This is a genomic window from Sphingomonas sp. CL5.1 (assembly GCF_013344685.1).
Taxonomy (GTDB): domain Bacteria; phylum Pseudomonadota; class Alphaproteobacteria; order Sphingomonadales; family Sphingomonadaceae; genus Sphingomonas.
In genome coordinates, this window is record NZ_CP050137.1 from 4,232,153 (window position 1) to 4,252,615 (window position 20,463).

A 20,463-nucleotide genomic window follows, 5' to 3' on the forward strand; every position below is an offset into this window, starting at 1 on the left:
TCAATAACGCGCCTTCAGATACAGGCCGTAAGTGCGCGGCGGACCGACGCTGAACACGTCGAAGCCGAGCGTCGGGATCGGCGTCATGTCCGAGATATTGGTCTCGTTGAAGACGTTCTTGCCCCACACCCCGATTTCCAGCCGATCCCGCGCGACACGGATGCCGAGCCGCGCATCGACGAAGGCGCGCGCCTGATCGGTCAGCCGGGCGTCGTTCGACGTATCGAAGAACACCTTGCTGCGGAACGACAGGCTGGTGTTGGCGACGAGCGTGCCCAACGGCGTCTCATGCTGCCAGTCGACCGCGCCCTGCACGCTGACCTTCGGCGCGGACGGCAGGGTGTTGCCCGAATAGTCGTTCCCGGCCGATTTGAAATCGCGATAAGTGGCGTTGAGATAGGCGGTGTTGAGCGACACGGTGAGGCCGCGCGTCGGCGTCGCCTGAAGCTCCAGTTCGCCGCCATAGATCCGCGCGGCGGAGGCGTTGGTGAAGAGCTGCCGCGTGAACGGCGGGTCGATGACCGTCGTATAGACCTGCAAATTCTTGTAATCGTAATAAAAGGCCGAGATATTGGCGCGTAGCGTGTGGTTGAGCCAATCGGTCTTGGCCCCAACTTCATAGGCGTTGACCGTCTCGTCCTTGTACGGCCCGATGTCCGCCGGATCGGTCGCCTGCCCGCTGAAGAAACCGCCGCTCTTGGCGCCGCGATTGTAGCTGGCGTAGATATTGGCGCTCGGCGTCAGGCGATATTGCACCCCGACCTTGCCGGTGAACGAACTGAACGTCTTCGCTCCGTCATAGGTGAAGATCGGCACCAGCCCGTTCGCCGCCTCGCTGACATAGTGGAAATCCTTGTGGTCGGCCGAGTAGCGCAGACCGCCCGTGAGCGTCAGCCTGGCGGTCAGGTCGTAATCGAGCTGGCCGAACGCCGCGTAACTGTCCACCTTCTGCATCAGCGGCCAGCCGAACACGCCAATGCCCTGTCCGGCATCCGCCACCGGGTCGTCCGATGCGAGAAGCGGGAGCACGTTATAGGCCGAATTGTTGTTGAGATAATCGTGCGCGTAATAAGCGCCGATCACATAGCGCAGCGGCGTGTGGCCGTTCGATTGCAGGCGCAGTTCCTGACTGAACGTGTTCTGCCGCGCGATATAGCTGGCGGTGATCGTCGGGATCGGGCTGGCGTCCGTATCCTCCTGATCGTTGCGGCTCGCATGCTGATAGCCCGTCACCGATACGATCGATGCCGCGCCGAGGTCGATCGTCAATGTGTTCGAGACGGTGAGCAGGTTGACCCTGTCCTTCCCCTCGAAGCTGTAATCACCCTGATAGAGGTTCTTGCTCGGATTCGTGTATCCCATGAAGGTCATGCACTGAGCCGTGCCGTAGAGCGCGGGCGCGCAGAACGAGTCGCTTTGATACGGTTCCGTCAGGAGCGGCCGATTGTACGCCCAGATCGATCCGCCGGTCGAACGACCCGTGCTCACCACCAGATTGTCGGTGACGTTGGCGCTCGGCGTGAAATGGACCGTGCCGCGCACCGCCCAGCGATTCGTGTTGTTGCCGTAATGGCCGGTCAGGCGGTTGAGGGTGTAGCCGTCGTCGCGCTGGTAAAGGCCCGCGATGCGCACCGAGAGCTTGTCGGCGATCAGCGGGACGCTCGCGCCGCCTTGCACGTTGACCGAGTTGAACCGGCCATATTCGGCGGAGAGATCGGCCTCCATCTCATTGCCGGGCAGCTTGCTGGTGACGTTGATCGCGCCGCCAGTGGTGTTGCGGCCATAGAGCGTGCCCTGTGGCCCGCGCAGCACCTCCACCTGTTGCAGGTCGAAGAAGGCCAGCCGCTGCGCCAGCGGCGAGGCGACATACACGCCGTCGGCATAGATGCCGACCGCGCTATTGGTCGCCGGGTTGAAATCGTTGACACCGACACCGCGGATGAAGATGCGCGGGTTGGCGCCATTGTCGTCCGACTTGATCTGAAGCCCCGGCGCCTGATTGGACAGGTCCACCAGGTCGAGCGTGCGGCGGTTCTGGATCGTCTCAGCCGTGATCGCGGTGACGGCGATCGGCACGTCCTGCAACCGCTCGCTGCGCTTCTGCGCGGTGACGATCACGTCCTGCACCTGCGCCGCGCCCGTATTGGCCGCCGACTGATCCTGCGCGGCGGCGGATTGAGCGACAGCCAGCGCCGCCAGCGAGATGGTGATTCCAAAAGTCCGTTTCATCGCGAACGGTCCCCCGTGAATTTTTTTGCCCATAAACGATAGCAATAAATACTCTTTTGGCAATGCGTGTTATACTATTGATATATAATGATATGATCTGAAAATGATGCGGGATATCGCCGCTATCGATAGTAAAAATTACCGATGCAGGCGCTCGAAAAGGCGCGAGTCGCATCGCCGCATGGCGCGCGTGCGCGCCGGGCGGAACATTCGGGAGAGCGGATATCGGAAGGCTGGAGCGGGTGAAGGGAATCGAACCCTCGTCGTAAGCTTGGGAAGCTTCTGCTCTACCATTGAGCTACACCCGCAATACCTTGAAAAAGCATTGCCTTTTTCGCGCACCCCGGTGGCTATCCAGCACTCGTTTCCGCTGGAATCCCGCCAAGGCGCGGCCGGGGCAATAGCTGCGTGGACGGCGGCGCGCAAGACGGGGCGCGCCCGGATTTGATGTCCGTCAAGCTGCGGCTTGATCGCGCGCAATGCCGTCCCCGATCCGGCCGCTACCATCAGCCGCGGATGTCGAGGCCCAATGATCCAAGGCATTGCGATGATCGTTCAACCCGCGAGGGCGTCGGCGGCAGCGTCCCGGCCATCCGCGCCCGCACCGCCGCACCTCACCGCCGAAGGAGGCAATTCATGAAGAACATTCTGCTGCTGGTTCACGACGATGCCGGGCAGGAATCCCGCCTGCAGGCCGCGCTGGACCTGACCCGCGCGCTCGACGGGCATCTCGAATGCCTCAGCGCGCTGCCGCTGCCGATTGTCGTCGGCCCGGCTGGCGGCGACGGCATGGTGATGATGGTCGCCGAGGAGCGCGCCGAGGAGGCCGCGCACAAGGCCCGGATCGAGCCGCGCCTCGCCGCCGAGGGCGTCAACTGGAGCTGGACGGAAGCATCGGGCTATCTGCCGACCTGTCTGTTCGATGCGGCGCGTGTCGCCGATCTGGTGGTGCTCAACCGCCGGCTGGAGCGTTCCGACCCGATCGACATGCGCTATTTCGCGACCAACGTCCTCTCCCACACCCGCGCACTGGTCGTGGCGGTGGCGGATACCTGTGACGGGTTCGACGCGGTCGGCAAGGCGCTGATCGCGTGGGACGGATCGGAACGCGCCATGGCTACGGTGCAGCGCGCCGTCCCGTTGCTGGCGCTCGCCGACGCGGTGAAGGTGGTGCAGGTCGGCGATCTCGACTCCAGCGCGATCCCGATGGAGAATCTGGCGACCTATCTGTCGCGCCACGGTATCCGCGCGGAGATCGAGACGATCGCCGACGAGGGCAGCATCGCGGTTTCGGTCCGGCTCGCGGCGGAGAAGTTCGGCGCGAGCTATATCGTGATGGGCGCCTACGGCCACCATCCGATGCGCGAGGCGCTGTTCGGCGGCGTCACCCGCGCGATGCTGACGGCATGCAGCCTGCCGATGGTGCTGGGGCACTGATACGGAGCAGCGTTTTTACGCTGCCGCCACGACCTCCCGCGCCGCGAACCACGGCGTGAGACGGCGCAGCGCCTCCTCGACCCGATCGGTCGACACCGCGAAGCTGAAGCGCATGAAGCGGTGGCCGTCGATCGGGTCGAAATCGATCCCCGGCGCGGTGGCGATCGCGGTGTCGAGCAGCATCTTCATGCAAAAATCCATGCTGTCGTCGGTCAGGTGGCCGACATCGGCATAGATGTAGAAGGCCCCGTCCGGCGGCGCGATCCGCTTGAGGCCGAGCGCGGGCAGCGCGGCGAGGAGCAGCTCGCGGTTGCGCGCGTAGGTGCGGATATGCCCCTCCAGTTCGTCGCGCTCGTCGAACGCGACCAGCCCGGCGTGCTGCGCCAGCGACGGCGGGGTGAGGAACAGATTGCCCATCCGCGCCCGCGCCGGCTCGATCAGGTCGGGCGGCACCACCAGCCAGCCGAGCCGCCATCCGGCCATGCTGAAATATTTCGAGAAGCTGTTGACGATCAGCGCGCCCGGATCGTCGCGCAGCATCGAGCGCGCCGGGCCGACATAGCTCAGCCCGTGATAGATTTCGTCGGAGACGATGCGGATGCCGCGCCGGCGGCAGACCGCCGCGATCGCCGCCAGCTCCTCCGGCGCGATGATCGTGCCGGTGGGATTGGCGGGGCTGGCGAGGATCAGGCCGTGCGGCGCGGGGTCGAGCCGTTCGATCGCGGCGGCGGTGATCTGGAACCGCTCCGCCTCGCCGCAGCCGATCTCGACCGGCTCGAGATGCAACGCCTTCACCGTGTTGCGATAGGCGACATAGCCCGGCCGGGCGAACGCCACCCGCTCGCCGGGCGCGAACAGGCAGGACAGCGCCAGCACCAGCGCGGGCGAGGCACCGCAGGTGAGGATCACCTGCTCGGGATCGACCGTCGCACCCTGCGTCTCGGCATAGTGGCGCGCGATCCGCGCCTTCAGCGCGCCGCTCTCCCAATAGCCCATCGGATCATTGTCGAGCACGCGATGCGCCGCCGCGATCGCGGCTTGCGGCGCGCCGGTGGAGGGCTGGCCGAACTCCATGTGGATCACCGGACGCCCCTCCGAAGCGAGGCGGTGCGCGGCACGGCTGATGGCGATGGCGTGGAACGGATCGATGATAGCGGACATGCGGACGGCTTAGCGGCTCCGTGCCCCACGTTCCAGATAAGCGGTGAGGCGCCTGGCGGTGCCGTCCGGGACATGCAGCCCGAGCTTGCCGCGGCGCCACAATATGTCCTCGGCGGTCCGCGCCCATTCATGCGCGACGAGATAATCCACCTCACGCACGGTCAACCCGCCGCCGATGTCCTCGCCGAGATCGGCCGGTGTCGCCGCATCGCCGAGCAGCGCGTCGATCCGCGTGCCGTAAGCGTGAGCGAGACGGCGCAGCAGCGCGGGCGGCAGGCCCGGCCGCTCCCGCCCGATCCGCGCGACGAAGGCGTCGAAATCGGCCCCCGGCATGTCGCCTCCCGGCAACGCCGCGCCCGCCGTCCATGCCGGGCCGGCTTCGGGCAGATAGCGCGCGAGATGCCGCATCGCGTGCTCGGCGAGCTTGCGATAGGTGGTGATCTTGCCGCCGAACACGCTGAGCATCGCCGCGCGCCCCTCGCCCGCGTCCAGATCGAGCACGTAATCGCGCGTCACGGCGGAGGCGCTCCCCGCCTTGTCGTCATAGAGCGGGCGGATGCCGGCGTAGCTCCATACGATATCCGCCTCGCCCAGCCGGCGCGCGAAATAATCGTTCGCGGTGTCGAGCAGGTAGCGCCTCTCCTCCGCGTCGATCGAGGCGCGGCCGGGCACCCCCTCCCACGGCTCGTCGGTGGTGCCGATCAGCGTGAATTGCCCCTCATAGGGCAGGGTGAAGACGATGCGGCGGTCGGCGTTCTGCAACATGAAGGCGTGATCGCCCTCGTAGAGACGCGGCACGACGATATGGCTGCCCTTCACCAGCCGCACGCCGCGATCCGTCCGCGCGCCGGGCACCCGCGCCAGCACGTCCGCCACCCACGGCCCGGCGGCATTGACCAGCACGCGGGCGCGGACCACGCTTTCCCCATCGGCATCGACGATCGTCGCGGTCCAGCCCGTCCCCTCGCGCCGTGCGTCGATCAGCCGCGTGCGCGTGCGGATATCCGCGCCGCGATCCGACGCGTCGCGCGCGTTGAACACGACCAGCCGGGCGTCATCGACGCGGCAGTCCGAATAGACGAAGGCGGTGCCGCGCGGATCGGCCAGCCCCGCGCCATAGGCGCTGCGATCGAGCCGGATCGTCTCCGTCCCCGGCAGCTTCTTGCGCCCGCCGAGATGGTCGTAGAGGAACAACCCCAGCCGCACCATCCACGCCGGGCGCGGCGAATGCGTCTGCGGCAGCACGAATCGCGCCGGCCAGATGATGTGCGGCGCCATGCCCCACAGCAACTCGCGCTCGATCAGCGCCTCGCGTACCAGCCGGAACTCGCCATATTCGAGGTAGCGCAGCCCGCCGTGGATCAGCTTGGTCGAGGCGGAGGAGGTGTAGTTCGCCAGATCGTCCTGCTCGACCAGCAGCACCGACAGCCCGCGCCCCGCCGCATCCCGCGCGATCCCCGCGCCGTTGACGCCACCCCCGACGATCAGCAGATCGAACTCATCCCGCATCGGTGGACGCTAGCATGCGTTGACCGGAATCAGGAAATGACCGAGCGTCGGGGAAACAGCGCGGCGGAGGAAAACGGTGGAGAGAACGCATATCCTGGCGATCGACCAGGGCACCACCTCCACCCGCAGCGTGATCTTCGACCGGCGGGCGAAGCGCGTCGCCACCGCGCAGGTCGAGTTCCCGCAGCATTATCCTGCGCCTGGCTGGGTCGAGCACGATCCCGAGGATATCTGGCGCGACACGCTAGCCACCGCGCGCGAGGCGATCGGCAAGAGCGGCGTCGGCGCGGGCGGGATCGCGGCGATCGGCATCACCAACCAGCGCGAGACGACCGTCGTATGGGAGCGCGCGACCGGCGAGCCGATCCACCGCGCGATCGTCTGGCAGGACCGGCGCACCGCCGAACGCTGCCAGCAGCTCAAGGCGGATGGCGCGGAGAAGGAGGTGCGCGCGCGCACCGGCCTGCTGGTCGATCCCTATTTCTCCGCCACCAAGATCGGCTGGATTCTCGACAATGTGCCCGGCGCGCGCGCGCGGGCGGAACGCGGCGAACTGGCGTTCGGCACGATCGACTGCTTCCTGCTGTGGCGGCTGACCGGCGGCAAGGTCCACGCCACCGACGTCACCAACGCGGCGCGCACCTCGCTGTGGAACATCCGCGAGGGATGCTGGGACGAGGAGATGTGCCGGCTGTTCGGCGTGCCCCGCGCCCTGCTTCCGCAAGTGCATGACAATGCTTATGTCTATGGCACCACCGCGCCGGGGCTGTTCGACGCCGAAATTCCGGTCGCGGGGATCGCCGGGGACCAGCAGGCGGCGCTGTTCGGCCAGACCTGCTTCGCGCGCGGTGACGCCAAGGCAACCTATGGCACCGGCTGCTTCATGCTGCTCAACACCGGCGAGGAGGCGATCCTTTCCGAGCACCGGCTGCTGACCACCCCGGCGTGGCGCATCGACGGGCGGACGACCTATGCGCTGGAAGGCTCGATCTTCGTCGCCGGGGCGGCGATCAAGTGGCTGCGCGACGGGATCGGCGTCATCACCCACGCCAGCGACACCGACGACATGGCGACGCGGCTGCCGGACAATGGCGGCGTCTATATGGTCCCGGCGTTCGTCGGGCTGGGTGCGCCGCATTGGAACCCGGACGCACGCGGCGCGATCTACGGGCTGACGCTCGGCACGACGCAGGCGCATCTGGCGCGCGCGGCGTTGGAGGCGGTCGCTTATCAGACGCTCGATCTCGTCACGACGATGATGGAGGACGGCAGCGCGCGGCCGGCGAAGCTGCGCGTCGACGGCGGGATGGCGGCGAACGACTGGCTGTGCCACTTCCTCGCCGGGCTGCTCGATGTGCCGGTCGAGCGACCTGACGATCTGGAGACGACCGCGCGCGGCGCGGCCTTCCATGCCGGGCTGGCGGTGGGGCTATGGTCGGGGCTGGAGGAACTGGCGGCGATCTGGTCGCGCGAGGCCGTATTCATGCCCGATATGCCGGAGGAAAAACGCGCGCCGCTGATCGCCGGCTGGCGCGACGCGCTGCGGCGGACGCTGCTCAGGTAACCACGTCGGGCGCGGTGCGGCCGGTGTGGCGGGCGATGCCGGCGATGGCGTCCGCCGCCGCGATCAGGTCCGCGAGCATCGTGCCGGTATCGGCGTTGAGCGTCCCTTCCGGTGGCTCGTAACGTTCGAGATAGACGCGCAGGGTCGCCCCGCTGGTGCCCGTGCCCGAAAGCCGGAAGACGACCCGGCTACCGCCCGCGAAGAGCACGCGCACCCCCTGATGCGCGCTGACCGATCCGTCGACCGGATCGCGATAGGCGAAATCGTCCGCCGCCGCGACGGTGAGGGGGCCGAAGGCGCGGCCGGGCAGGCCGGCGATCGCCTCCCGCAATCCGGCCATCAGCGTATCCGCCCGCGCGCCGTCGATCCCCTCGTAATCGTGCCGGGCGTAATAATTGCGCCCGAACCGCGCCCAATGCGCGCGCGCGATCTCCGCCACCGGCTTGCCGGTCGCGGCGAGGATGTTGAGCCACAGCAGCACAGCCCACAGCCCGTCCTTCTCGCGGACATGATCGGAGCCGGTGCCTGCGCTCTCCTCGCCGCAGATCGTCGCCATGCCGGCATCGAGCAAATTGCCGAAGAACTTCCAGCCGGTCGGCGTCTCGAACGCCGGCACGCCGAGCGCGGCGGCGACGCGATCCACCGCCGCGCTGGTCGGCATCGAGCGCGCGACGCCCTTGAGGCCGGCGCGATAGCCGGGGGCGAGATGCGCGTTGGCGGCGAGCATCGCCAGGCTGTCCGACGGGGTGACGAACATTCCCCGGCCGATGATGAGGTTGCGGTCGCCGTCGCCGTCCGAAGCCGCGCCGAAATCGGGCGCGCCGGGGGCCATCATCGTTTCATAGAGCGCGCGGGCGTGGACCAGATTAGGGTCCGGATGGTGGCCGCCGAAATCCTCCAGCGGTGTGCCGTTCACCACCGTCCCCGGCGCGAAACCCAGCCGCTTTTCGAGGATCTCGATCGCATACGGCCCGGTGACGGCGCTCATCGCGTCGAATTTCATGGTGAGGCCGGCGGCGCGGATCGCGGGGAAGTCGAACAATTGCTCCATGAGATCGGCATAGTCGGCGACCGGATCGACCACCTCGATCGCGCAACCGGCGAGATCGGTCGTGCCGCAGGTATCGATATCCACGTCCGGCGTATCCACGATCCGGAACGCGTCGATCGCGGTGGTCCGCCGGAAGATCGCCTCGGTGACAGCCTCCGGCGCGGGGCCGCCGTTGGCGATGTTGAACTTGATGCCGAAGTCCGCGTCCGGCCCGCCGGGATTGTGGCTGGCGGACAGGATCAGCCCGCCGATCGCGCCGCGCTTGCGGATCAGGCGCGAGGCGGCGGGGGTCGAAAGGATGCCGCCCTGCCCGACGATCACGCGGCCGAAGCCGTTGGCGGCGGCCATGCGGATCGCCCTGGCGATCACCTCGCGGTTGAGGAAGCGGCCGTCGCCGCCGATCACCAGCGCCGCGCCATGCTTCCCTTCCACCACGTCGAACACCGACTGGATGAAATTCTCCGCATAATGCGGCTGCCGGAAGACGCGGACCTTCTTGCGCAGGCCGGACGTGCCCGGTTTCTGATCGGGATAGGGCGTGGTGGCAACGGTCTGGATCATGCCCGCATCAAGCACGGCGCCCCGCGCCGGGCAAGCGCGGCGCGGTCAGACCGTGAAGCTCTCGCCGCAGCCGCAGGTGCCGGTGGCGTTCGGATTGTTGAAGACGAAGCCGGCGGTGAAATCGTCCTCTACCCAGTCCATCGTCGAGCCGACCAGATAGAGGATCGAGCCGCCGTCGACGAACAGCGTGCCGCCCGGCGTCTCGATCTTCTCGTCGAACGGCTTCGCCTCGGTGACGTAATCGACCGAATAGGCGAGGCCCGAGCAGCCCCGGCGCGGGGTGGAGAGCTTGACGCCGATCGCCCCTTCGGGCGCCTTCGCCATCAACTCGGCGATGCGCGCCTCCGCGCCCGGCGTGAGGATCAGCGCGGCGGGGCGGACGCGGGTCTTGACCTCGCTCATCACAACATCCCCAGTTCGAGCCGCGCCTCGTCCGACATCTTGGCCGGGTCCCACGGCGGGTCCCAGACGAGGTTGACGTCCACCACGCCGATACCGGGCACCGCGCTGACCCGCATCTCCACCTCGCCGGGCATGGATTCGGCCACCGGGCAATGCGGGGTGGTGAGCGTCATGGTGATTGCGGCGTGGCCCTCATCGGTCACCTCGACACCATAGATCAGCCCGAGATCGTAGATGTTGACCGGGATTTCCGGGTCGTAGATCTCCTTGAGCGCATCGATCACCGACTCATAAAGCGCGCCGCCCGGCTCGCCCGGCGCGTCGCCCTCCGGCTTCTGCGACAGGAAGCCGGTAAGGTAATCGCGCTTGCGCTCGAACGTGTCGCGCGCATCCTCCACCCGCGCCCTGGGCGGGGCGGTCACCGCGTCAACTTCCTCGATGCGGATCGGGTCGCTCATCCGAAAATCCTCGTCACTCGCTCGATACCCTTGACCAACGCGTCGATGTCCGCCGCTTTGTTGTAGACGCCGAAGCTCGCCCGCGCGGTGGCGGGGACGCTCAGCGCGTCCATCAGCGGCTGCGCGCAATGATGGCCGGCGCGGATCGCCACCTGTGCCTCGTCCAATATGGTGCCGACGTCGTGCGGATGCACCCCCGCCACCTCGAAGGAGACGATGCCGGCGGAATCCTCCGGCCCGAACAGCCGCACCGAATTGAGCCGCGCCAGCCGTGCGCGCGCGTCCGCCACCAATGCCGCCTCGTGCGCGTGGATGCGGTTCAGGCCGATGCCTTCGACATAATCGATCGCGGCGTGGAGGCCGACCACGCCGACGATATGCGGCGTCCCCGCCTCGAAGCGGGTCGGCGGCGGGGCGTAGGTGGTGCGCGCGAACGTCACGCGGTCGATCATCGAGCCGCCGCCCTGATAGGGCGGCATCGCGTCGAGCAGTTCCGCCCGCCCCCACAGCACGCCGATCCCGGTCGGGCCGTAGAGCTTGTGGCCGGAGAAGACATAGAAATCGCAGCCGAGCGCGGCGACGTCCACCGCCATGCGCGGCACCGCCTGACAGCCGTCGATCAGCAATTTCGCGCCGACGCCATGCGCCAGATCGGCCGCAGCCGCCACGTCGAGCACCGAGCCGAGCACGTTCGAGACATGCGCGAGCGCGACGAGCTTGTGCTCGGGCCGCAGCATCCTTGCCATCGCGTCGAGGTCGATGCGCTGGTCCAGGGTGAGCGGCACCACGTCGATCGCGGCGCCGACGCGCTCGGCGACCATCTGCCACGGGACGATGTTCGAATGATGCTCGAGCTGGCTCAGCAGGATGCGGTCGCCGGCCTTGAGCCGCGTCCCGGCCCAGCATTGCGCGACGAGGTTGATCCCCTCGGTCGCGCCGCGCACGAAGACGCATTCGTCGGGCTGGCCGCCGATGAACCCCGCCACCCGCCGCCGCGCCGCCTCATAGGCGAGCGTCATGTCGGCGGAGCGCTGATAGACGCCGCGATGCACCGTGGCATAGGTCTCGCCATAAGCGCGGGTGATCGCGTCGATCACCGGGCGCGGCTTCTGCGCGGTGGCGGCGGTGTCGAGATAGGCCCAGCCGGCCGGGATCGCCGGGAAATCGGCCAGCACGTCGAGCGCGCGTTCGGCGGCGGTGACGGTCATAGCGCCGCCTCCAGCCACGCATCGGCGTCGGCGATGAACGCCTCGCGCACCGCCTCGTGCCCGATCCGGTCGAGCGCGTCGGCGACGAAGGCATGGGTCAGCAGCGCCTCGGCCCGCGCCGGGGGGATGCCGCGGCTTTCGAGATAGAATAGCGCCCGCCGGTCCAGCTCGCCGACCGTCGCGCCGTGGGCGCATTTCACGTCGTCGGCGAAAATCTCCAGCTCGGGCTTGAGGTTCACGGTCGCGGTGCGATCGAGCAGCAGGCCGCGCAGGCTCTGCTCGCCGTCGGTCTTCTGCGCGTGGCGCGCGACCTCGACGCGGGCGGCGAGGCTGGCCTGCGAGCGATCCGCCGCTACCGCGCGCCACGTCTGCTTGCTGGTGCCGTTCGGCTCGGCATGGCGGATGGCGACGGCGCATTCCTGCTTCTGCTCATCGCGGGTCAGCAGCGCGCCGCCGTAATCGACGAACGCGCCGTCGCCGGCCAGCGTCAGCTCGGCGTCGATCCGGCTCCCCTGCCCGCCCGCGCCGAGGAAGACGGTGACGAGGCTGGCCGCCGCGCCGACCGTCGCCTCCTCGCGCAGCGAGACGAAGCCGGCCGGCTGGAGCAGCCGTACCGAGCGCATCAGCCGCGCGCCCTTGCCCAATGTCACGCGGGTGAAGCGGTTCGCCCAGCCCGCACCGACGAAGGTTTCCACCACCTCCGCCGCCGCATCGTCGGCCAGCACAATCTCCGCTGGCAGGTGGCTCTCGCCGGCGGTGGCGATATGGATAATCTGCACCGGATGCGCCGCCGCTTCGGTGTCGAGGCGCAGCGACCAGCCCTTGCCCACGGCGCGGCGGCCGAGCGGGTGACCGCTTGCGGCGATCGCGCCGATCGTCACGCGGTGGAAGTTGCTGCGACCCTCATCCAGCACGCCATCGACGAACACGAGGCGCGCGCCGGGCAGGTCGAGGAAATCCGCCTCCGGCCGCGCGACCGGCGCGAGCGCGGCGGCCGCCGCCAGCCCGCCGAGATCGGCCCAGCGCCACGCCTCCTCACGGGTGGAGGGAAGATCGAGCACCGCGTCCATCAGGCCGCCGCCTCGGCATAGCCCTCGCGCTCCAGCTCCAGCGCCAGCTCCGGCCCGCCCGAGCAGGTGATGCGACCGTCCGCCAGCACGTGCACGAAATCGGGCCGTACGTAATCGAGCAGCCGCTGATAGTGCGTGATGAGCAGCACCGCCTTGTCGGGCCGCCGCATGATGCGGTTGATGCCCTCGCCGACGATGCGCAGCGCGTCGATGTCCAGCCCCGAATCGGTTTCGTCGAGGATCGCGAACTTCGGGTCGATGATGCCCATCTGCACCATCTCGTTGCGCTTCTTCTCACCGCCGGAGAAGCCGACGTTGACCGGGCGCTTGAGCATGTCCTGCGGTAGCCCGAGCGCATCCGCCTCGCCGCGCGCGAGCTTGAGGAACTCGCCGCCGGACAAGGGCTTCTCGCCACGCTGGGCGCGCTGGGCGTTGAGGCTCTCGCGCAGGAACTGGACGTTCGACACGCCCGGAATCTCGACCGGATACTGGAAGCCGAGGAACATGCCCGCCGCCGCGCGCTCATGCGGCTCCAGCGCGAGCAGGTCGCGGCCCTCGAAGGTCACGCTGCCTTCCGTCACCTCATAGCCCGGCCGCCCGCCGAGGACATAGCCGAGCGTAGACTTGCCCGCGCCGTTCGGCCCCATGATCGCATGGATCTCGCCCGCGTCGATCGTGAGCGACAGGCCCTTGAGGATCGGCTTGCCGTCGATTTCGGCGTGGAGGTTTTCAATCTTCAGCATATTCGATTCCAGAATATCCGGGTTCATTGCCCGTCCCTCTTGCGCACGAAGGCGGCCACCTTCACCTCGACGCAATCGGCGAGCGGCTCGGGCTGGGTGACGCCGCCGTTGAAGCAGGCGACCGTCGCCTCGCAGGCGGTGCGGTCGATCTCGGCATCGCCGCTCGACACGCGCGCCTGACAGGCCTTCACCTTGCCGCCCTCGACCTGCGTGGCGATGCGCAGCCGGTGCAGCGCGGCCACCACCACATCCGGCGTCGGCGAGGCGAGGAGGAGCATGGTCGGAAGGAGGATCACCCGACACTCCCCTCAAGCGAAATGCCGAGCAGCTTCTGCGCCTCGACCGCGAACTCCATCGGGAGTTGCTGGAGCACCTCGCGCGCGAAGCCGTTGACGATCAGCGCCACCGCCGCTTCCTGATCCAGCCCGCGCGACATGGCGTAGAACAGCTGGTCCTCGCTGATCTTCGAGGTGGTCGCCTCATGCTCGATCTGGGCGGAGGGATTGCGCACCTCGATATAGGGCACGGTATGCGCGCCGCACTGGTCGCCGAGCAGCAGGCTGTCGCATTGCGTGAAGTTGCGCACACCCTCCGCCGTCGGCGCGACGCGGACGAGGCCGCGATAAGTGTTGTCCGACCGCCCCGCGCTGATCCCCTTCGACACGATCGTCGAGCGCGATCCCTTGCCGAGATGGATCATCTTGGTGCCGGTATCGGCCTGCTGGAAATTGTTGGTGACGGCGACGGAATAGAATTCCCCGACGCTGTTCTCGCCGGCCAGCACGCAGGACGGGTATTTCCAGGTGATCGCGGAGCCGGTTTCCACCTGCGTCCAGCTCACCTTGCTGTTCCTGCCCTGACACAAGGCGCGCTTGGTGACGAAATTGTAGATGCCGCCGACGCCGTTCTCGTCGCCCGGATACCAGTTCTGCACGGTCGAATATTTGATCTCGGCATCGTCCAGCGCGACCAGTTCCACGACAGCGGCGTGGAGCTGGTTCTCGTCGCGCATCGGCGCGGTGCAGCCTTCGAGATAGGAGACATAGGCCCCCTTGTCCGCCACGATCAAGGTGCGCTCGAACTGCCCCGTATTCTCGGCATTGATGCGGAAATAGGTGGAAAGCTCCATCGGGCAGCGCACGCCTTCGGGCACATAGACGAAGGTGCCATCCGAAAAGACCGCGCTGTTGAGCGTCGCGAAATAATTGTCGTGCTGCGGCACGACCTTGCCGAGCCACTTCCTCACGAGGTCGGGATATTCGCGGATCGCCTCGCTGATCGACAGGAAGATCACGCCCGCCGCCTTCAGCTCCTCGCGGAACGTGGTCGCGACCGAGACGCTGTCGAACACCGCGTCCACCGCCACCTTGCGCGCGCCCTCGACCCCGGCGAGCACCTTCTGCTCCTCGATCGGGATGCCGAGCTTCTCATAGGTGCGGCGGATTTCGGGATCGAGATCGTCGAGCGACTGAAGCGTCTTCTTCTGCTTCGGCTCGGCGTAATAATAAGCGTCCTGATAGTCGATCGGCGGGATGTTGAGCTTGGCCCAGTCGGGCGTCTCCATCTCAAGCCACTGACGATAGGCCTTGAGCCGCCAGTCGAGCATCCACTGCGGCTCGCCCTTCTTGGCGGAGATATAGCGCACCGTGTCCTCGGACAGCCCCTTGGGCGCGAAGTCCTGCTCGACCTCGGTCGCGAAGCCCCATTCGTATTTCTTCGAGACGGCGGCGAGCGCCTCGGCATTCTTCGTCGCCATTATGCCATCACCTCCTCGCGCGGCGCGGGCGCGGCGGTGGCGAGGCTCGCCAGCGTCACGCCGGCGAGCGCGCCGCGCACCGCCTCGTTCACGGCTTTCAGATGCGGTTTCACGCGGCAATTCCCTTCGATGGCGCAATCATGGTGGCCCGTCTCGATGCAGGTGGTGAGCGCGATCGGCCCCTCCACCGCCTCGACGACATCGGCGAGGCTGATCGCGGCGGGCGGGCGCGACAGGCGGAAGCCGCCGCCCGTGCCACGCGCGCTCTCGATCAGACCGGCGGCGGCAAGGCGGCTGACCAGCTTCTGCGCGGTGGGGAGCGGCACGCCGGTCTCCTCCGCCAGCAAGGTCGCGTTGAGCCGCCCCGCCCCGCCGCAATGGCGCGCGGCGGCGGTCATCATCACGACTGCATAATCGGCAAGGCTGGACAGGCGCATGGTTCGGGGCAATCGGATTGATTCGTTCCGATTGGGCAGATGGGCGCGTTGGCGGGGGAAATCAACCTTTGGTTGGCGCAGGCAAGCGCGCTCGCGCCCGGCGCATCCAACCCGCGACGCTAGGTATCGGAGATGATCGGATGCACCCGGCCGCCAAGCGCCAGCCGCTGCGACATCGTGAGCTGCGCGAGATGGCTCGGCTCGGTGCTAAGCTGGCGCGGGGTGAGGCCGGTGAATTGCTTCAGTTCGCGGATCAGGTGCGACTGGTCGTAGAAACCCTCGGCGATCAGTTCGTCGAGCGTCGCCGAGCCGTTGGCCAGCGCCACCCCGGCGCGCAGCGCGCGATATTTGCGCGCGAGCAGCTTGGGCGGCGCGCCATAGAGCGCGTTGCAGCGCCGCTCCACCTGGCGACGCGACAGGCCAGTGGCCTCGACCAGTGCGCTCACGTCCGGAGAGGGGCTGCCCGCCAGCCACGCATCGATCTGCCGCGCGAAGATCATCGCCCCGGTATCGGCCGCCGCGATCGATCCGCGAATGAAGGCGGCGGCGACGGCAACCTTCTCTCCGGTCCCCTCGGCCGCGCGCATCCGGTTGCAGACGTGCCGCACCGCGGGGCCAAAGAAGACCTCCCCGTCCAGCGCGCGATTCAGCATCGCCGAGGCATCGATACCGAGCAGCGCCGCCCAGCCCGCCGGCTGGAGACCCATGCCGATCACCTCGACCGGCCCCGCCGCGCGCGTCCGGAACGCACCGCTGGTCGGGCCGACGATGTGCACCTCGCCCGCCGGCTGCTCGGTCTCGTCGGGAAAAGCATAGCTGGCATCGCCACGCGAAAGACGGAAACGGAGCTGCGCATGATCGGCGCGCTCGACATCCTCGAACAGCGGGACGTCCGCCAAAAAGTGATAGAATAATGTAACGAACGGCTGAAGGTCCTCGGCTGGGACCACATAGTCCAGCTTGATGTCAGCCATGTTACAGCGCCCCGTCTTATCCCGCTATTCTATCGCACCACCGCACAAAAGAAAAGCGACCCGGCCACCAAAGCAGCCGGGTCGTTAAGGTGAGAACCCCTGTTGCCAGAAGCTCTTCGGGTCGCAGGTCCTTTAGACACGCTGGCACCCTGGAAGTATTGGATGGATTCGACGTTAATCCACGGTCTTTCATACAAATGGCATGGTTTCAGTCCGTTCGCGGGACTTATTCATTCGATCAGCGGCGCACGGAAACGGTCTCGACCAGCACGCGACCCTCGCGGCGCGGATCATAGCCGCCATCGATTCGCCCGTTGCGGAGAATCACGCCCTGCAACCCCGAATCCTCGCCCTGCCCCGGCCGGACCGTCACGCCGCGCGCGGCGAGTCCCGCGAGCACGGCGGGCGGGAACTTGTCCACCTCGCCGCTGAACATGGCCCCGCGCGCGATGAGGTTCGGCAGCGCCAGCGCATCCTGCATCGGCAACCCCCAGTCGACCGCGCCGACCATCGCCTTGCCGACATAGGCGAGGATCGCATTGCCCCCGGCCGAACCGAGCGCGCCGGCGAAGCGGTGATCGCCATCCAGCAGCACCAGCGGCGTCATCGACGAGCGCGGCCGCTTGCCCGCCGCGACGGCGTTGGCGGCCGGGCGGCCGTCCGCGTCGCGCGGCGTGAAGGAGAAATCGGTCAGCTGGTTGTTGAGGAAGAAGCCGTCGACCATCCGGCCCGATCCGAAGATCGATTCGACCGTCGTCGTCATCGACACGACATTGCCGCGCGCGTCGCCGACGATGAAATGCGAGGTGCCGGTCGGCTCCAGCGTGCGGTCCGCGCCGGCCTTTTCCGCGCCCGGCGGGTTGCCGGCGGCGGGCGGCGGGCCGGCGCGCTCACCGATCAGCTCGGCGCGCCCCGCGACATAGGCCGGATCGAGCAGCCCCTTCACCGGCACGCTGACGAAGGCCGGATCGCCGACATAGCGGTCGCGGTCGGCGTACATCAGCCGGCTCGCCTCGGCGAACTGGAACCACGCCCTCGGGTCCTGCGGCCCGCGCTTGTCGATATCGGTATGGCTGAGCAGCATGAGTAGCTGGAGCAGCCCCACCCCGCTCGACGGCGGCGGCGGAACGCAGACGAGATAGGCGCGATACGGCCCGCAGATCGCCTCGCGCTCGACCGGACGATAGCCGGCGAGATCGGCCAGCGTCATCGTGCCGGCGTGCGCGCCCTGATGCACCCGATCGACGATCGCCTGCGCCGTCCTGCCCGTATAGAGCGCGGACGGCCCCTCGTTCGCCAGCCGGTCGAGGAAGGCGGCGAAGGCCTGGTTGCGGAGCCGGTCGCCGGGGCCGACCAGCCCGCCGCCGGGCTTGGCGAAATAGGCGCGCACGTCCGGCGCGGAGGATTCCGGGTAGAGCGAGCTGGCGAGGAAACGCCCCAGCCGGGGCGAGACGATGAACCCTTCGCGCGCGGTGCGCTCGGCATCGCCGAACAGCTCGCGCCACGGCAGGTTGCCGTGCTTCTCTTGGGCGAAGGCGAGCATCTTGACCGCGCCGGGCACGCCGGTCGAGCGGCCGCTCAGCACCGCCACCGCGAAGGGCAAGGGCTTGCCGTTATCATCGAGGAACATGTCCGGCGTCGCGCCGGCCGGGGCGGTCTCGCGCCCGTCATAGACCGTCACATGACGCGTCGCGGCATCGTAATAGGTCATGAACGCGCCGCCGCCGATGCCGGAGCTTTGCGGCTCGACCAGCGAGAGCATCGCCTGCACCGCCACCGCCGCGTCCGCCGCGCTGCCGCCGCGCCGCAGCACCGCCATCCCGGCCTCCGCCGCGAGCGGGTTGGCGGCGGCGACGAATATCCGCGCGCTGGCCGCCGGCTGCGTGGTCGCGGGCGCGGGCGCGGCTGTCTGCGGCGGGGTGGCGGCGCACGAGCCGAGCGCGGCGGCGGCGATGGTGGCGAGAAGCGTGTTGACGAGCTTCATGGGCAGCTCCCTGCGACTGTTGTTTGCCGTTTGCGATAGCGGCGGGTGGCGGCGGCGTCCACGCTTGCCATGGCAGGTGACGGTGCCGTCGATCCGCCCTAAGACCCTGCGCACGGCCATGCGGAGAGGATATGCGGACGCTCGAACATTTCCCCAATCTCGTCACCATGTTCTTCACCCGCGCGGCGGAACAGGGCGACGCGCCGTTCCTGTGGGCGAAGCGCGACGGGGCGTGGCGGGCGACGAGCTGGGCGGAAGCGGCGCGACAGGTGGCGAGCCTTGCCACCGCGCTCCGGGCGAACGGGCTGCAGCCCGGCGACCGCGTGATGCTGGTGAGCGAGAACCGCCCGGAATGGTGCATCTCCGACCTCGCGATCATGGCGGCGGGCTGCGTCACCGTGCCGACCTACACCACCAACACGGAACGCGACCACGCGCACATCATCGAGAATTCCGGCGCGCGCGCGGTGATCGTCTCCAGCCAGAAGCTCGCTGACGTGGTGATGCGGGCGGTGGTGCGCACCACCCATGCCGAGATCGTCATCGGCATCGACCACCCCCGGCTGCGGCAGGCGGGCATCACCTGTCTCGACTGGAATGAAATGACCGCGGCGCATCCGGCCGATCCGGCGACGATCGCGGCCGAGGCGGATTTCGCCCGCGAGGACCTCGCCTGCATCATCTACACCTCCGGCACCGGCGGCGCGCCACGCGGGGTGATGCAGCATCACGGGGCGATCCTGCACAACGTCGCCGGCTGCACGCGGATCATCGCGGAGGATTTCGGCTGGGACGAGGAGGTGTTCCTCTCCTTCCTCCCGCTCTCCCACGCCTATGAGCATACCGGCGGACAGCATTTCCCGATCGGGTTGGGCGCGCAGATCTATTATGCGGAGGGGCTGGAGAAGCTCGCTTCGAACATCGAGGAGGTGCGGCCGACGATCATGGTGGTCGTGCCCCGCCTGTTCGAGGTGCTGCGCACCCGCATCACCAAGGCGGTCGAGAAGCAGGGCGGGATGAGCCAGAAGCTGCTCGGCATGGCGCTGGACGTCGGCGCGAAACGCTACGAACATCGGCTGAAGCTGACCGACCGGCCCAAGGCGCTGCTGGTCGATGCGATGTTCAAGCCGCGCATCGGCAGGAAGTTCGGCGGGCGGATGAAGGCAATGGTCTCCGGCGGCGCGCCGCTGACGCCGGAGGTCGGGGTATTCTTCCAGTCGCTCGGCATCACCTTTCTGCAAGGCTATGGGCAGACCGAGGCGGCGCCCGTGATCTCCTGCAACCGCCCGGCGGCGGGGCTGAAGATGGACACGGTCGGCCCGCCGCTGCCCGATACCGAGGTGGCGATCGCGGCGGACGGCGAGATACTGGTGCGCGGCGAGCTGGTGATGCACGGTTACTGGCGCAACGAGGCGGAGACGGCCCGGGTGCTGCGCGACGGCTGGCTGCATACCGGCGACATTGGCGAGATCGACGAGCGCGGGCGGATCAGGATCACCGACCGCAAGAAGGATCTCATCATCAACGACAAGGGCGACAATGTCGCGCCGCAAAAGGTGGAGGGGCTGCTGACGCTCCAGCCCGAGATCATGCAGGCGATGATCGCCGGCGACCGCAAGCCGCACATGGTGGCGGTGATCGTGCCGGACCCGGAATGGACGCAGGAATATTGCATGGTGAACGGCGTCAGGAACGAGCCCACCGCGCTCGCCGACGATCCCACCTATCGCGCGGCGCTGGGCGCGGCGGTCGATCGCACCAACAAGGAGCTGTCGGTGATCGAGCGGGTGCGGCGCTTCATCATCGCGGACGAGCCGTTCGGGATCGAGAACGAGCAACTCACGCCGAGCCTGAAGATCAGGCGGCACGTGCTGAAGGAGGTGTACGGCGAACGGCTGGAAGCGCTGTACCGGTAGGGC

17 protein-coding genes and 1 tRNA gene are annotated in these 20,463 nt (G+C 67.9%); 3 read left to right on the top strand and 15 right to left on the bottom strand.

Annotation, left to right across the window (positions count from 1 at the left end; all coding sequences use genetic code 11):
- Window positions 1-2,229 carry a TonB-dependent receptor gene (locus F9288_RS20270; protein WP_174838434.1) on the bottom strand — a complete coding sequence of 743 codons (2,229 nt, stop codon included), beginning with the start codon at window positions 2,227-2,229 and terminating at the stop codon, window positions 1-3.
- Between the two features lie 234 nt (window positions 2,230-2,463).
- Window positions 2,464-2,537 (bottom strand) — tRNA-Gly (locus tag F9288_RS20275).
- 328 nt (window positions 2,538-2,865) lie between these two features.
- Here F9288_RS20275 and F9288_RS20280 point away from each other — a divergent pair.
- The gene (locus tag F9288_RS20280) at window positions 2,866-3,666 is read left to right on the top strand and encodes a universal stress protein (RefSeq protein ID WP_174838435.1); all 801 of its coding nucleotides are present in this window, start codon (window positions 2,866-2,868) and stop codon (window positions 3,664-3,666) included.
- Between the two features lie 15 nt (window positions 3,667-3,681).
- Here F9288_RS20280 and F9288_RS20285 read toward each other — a convergent pair whose 3' ends face one another.
- Both F9288_RS20285 and F9288_RS20290 read right to left on the bottom strand, forming a co-directional pair.
- The gene (locus F9288_RS20285) at window positions 3,682-4,827 is read right to left on the bottom strand and encodes an aminotransferase class I/II-fold pyridoxal phosphate-dependent enzyme (RefSeq protein ID WP_174838436.1); all 1,146 of its coding nucleotides are present in this window, start codon (window positions 4,825-4,827) and stop codon (window positions 3,682-3,684) included.
- A 9-nt stretch (window positions 4,828-4,836) separates the two neighbouring features.
- On the bottom strand, window positions 4,837-6,336 hold the full coding sequence (locus F9288_RS20290) for a glycerol-3-phosphate dehydrogenase (protein ID WP_174838437.1): 1,500 nt from the start codon (window positions 6,334-6,336) through the stop codon (window positions 4,837-4,839).
- A gap of 76 nt (window positions 6,337-6,412) precedes the next feature.
- Here F9288_RS20290 and glpK point away from each other — a divergent pair, with 76 nt between their 5' ends.
- Window positions 6,413-7,900, top strand: coding sequence for a glycerol kinase GlpK (gene glpK, locus F9288_RS20295; protein WP_174838438.1), 1,488 nt, complete (start codon window positions 6,413-6,415; stop codon window positions 7,898-7,900).
- On the opposite strand, the gene F9288_RS20300 is transcribed toward glpK, so the two are convergent.
- The 11 genes from F9288_RS20300 to ggt form a co-directional block, all read right to left on the bottom strand.
- Window positions 7,893-9,512: an alpha-D-glucose phosphate-specific phosphoglucomutase gene (locus F9288_RS20300; RefSeq protein WP_174838439.1), complete on the bottom strand. Its 1,620-nt coding sequence runs from the start codon at window positions 9,510-9,512 to the stop codon at window positions 7,893-7,895. The two genes, glpK and F9288_RS20300, sit on opposite strands and share 8 nt — an antisense overlap.
- A gap of 45 nt (window positions 9,513-9,557) precedes the next feature.
- The gene (locus tag F9288_RS20305) at window positions 9,558-9,914 is read right to left on the bottom strand and encodes an iron-sulfur cluster assembly accessory protein (RefSeq protein WP_174838440.1); all 357 of its coding nucleotides are present in this window, start codon (window positions 9,912-9,914) and stop codon (window positions 9,558-9,560) included.
- A complete protein-coding gene (locus tag F9288_RS20310; protein ID WP_174838442.1) occupies window positions 9,914-10,372 on the bottom strand; it encodes an SUF system Fe-S cluster assembly protein in 459 nt (152 codons plus the stop codon). Before F9288_RS20310 ends, F9288_RS20305 begins: the two co-directional genes overlap by 1 nt.
- Complete coding sequence (locus tag F9288_RS20315) at window positions 10,369-11,580, bottom strand: cysteine desulfurase (RefSeq protein ID WP_174838444.1); 1,212 nt, start codon at window positions 11,578-11,580, stop codon at window positions 10,369-10,371. Before F9288_RS20315 ends, F9288_RS20310 begins: the two co-directional genes overlap by 4 nt.
- Window positions 11,577-12,650 carry a SufD family Fe-S cluster assembly protein gene (locus tag F9288_RS20320; protein ID WP_174838446.1) on the bottom strand — a complete coding sequence of 358 codons (1,074 nt, stop codon included), beginning with the start codon at window positions 12,648-12,650 and terminating at the stop codon, window positions 11,577-11,579. Before F9288_RS20320 ends, F9288_RS20315 begins: the two co-directional genes overlap by 4 nt.
- The gene (sufC, locus tag F9288_RS20325) at window positions 12,650-13,393 is read right to left on the bottom strand and encodes a Fe-S cluster assembly ATPase SufC (protein ID WP_174838448.1); all 744 of its coding nucleotides are present in this window, start codon (window positions 13,391-13,393) and stop codon (window positions 12,650-12,652) included. The genes F9288_RS20320 and sufC overlap by 1 nt, the downstream gene beginning before the upstream one ends.
- A 23-nt stretch (window positions 13,394-13,416) precedes the next feature.
- A complete protein-coding gene (locus tag F9288_RS20330) occupies window positions 13,417-13,689 on the bottom strand; it encodes a hypothetical protein (RefSeq protein WP_174838450.1) in 273 nt (90 codons plus the stop codon).
- Window positions 13,686-15,149 (bottom strand): Fe-S cluster assembly protein SufB, encoded by a 1,464-nt coding sequence (gene sufB, locus F9288_RS20335; RefSeq protein WP_174838451.1) that lies wholly within the window; start codon window positions 15,147-15,149, stop codon window positions 13,686-13,688. Before sufB ends, F9288_RS20330 begins: the two co-directional genes overlap by 4 nt.
- Window positions 15,149-15,586 carry an Rrf2 family transcriptional regulator gene (locus F9288_RS20340; protein WP_174839228.1) on the bottom strand — a complete coding sequence of 146 codons (438 nt, stop codon included), beginning with the start codon at window positions 15,584-15,586 and terminating at the stop codon, window positions 15,149-15,151. Before F9288_RS20340 ends, sufB begins: the two co-directional genes overlap by 1 nt.
- A gap of 119 nt (window positions 15,587-15,705) precedes the next feature.
- Window positions 15,706-16,560 carry an AraC family transcriptional regulator gene (locus tag F9288_RS20345; protein ID WP_174838453.1) on the bottom strand — a complete coding sequence of 285 codons (855 nt, stop codon included), beginning with the start codon at window positions 16,558-16,560 and terminating at the stop codon, window positions 15,706-15,708.
- Window positions 16,561-16,798: 238 nt separating this feature from the next.
- On the bottom strand, window positions 16,799-18,544 hold the full coding sequence (gene ggt / locus F9288_RS20350; RefSeq protein WP_174838455.1) for a gamma-glutamyltransferase: 1,746 nt from the start codon (window positions 18,542-18,544) through the stop codon (window positions 16,799-16,801).
- 131 nt (window positions 18,545-18,675) lie between these two features.
- On the opposite strand from ggt, the gene F9288_RS20355 reads away from it, so the two are divergent.
- Entirely contained in the window at window positions 18,676-20,460 is a 1,785-nt protein-coding gene (locus F9288_RS20355) for a long-chain fatty acid--CoA ligase (protein ID WP_174838457.1), read from the top strand.
- Window positions 20,461-20,463: the final 3 nt, after the last annotated feature.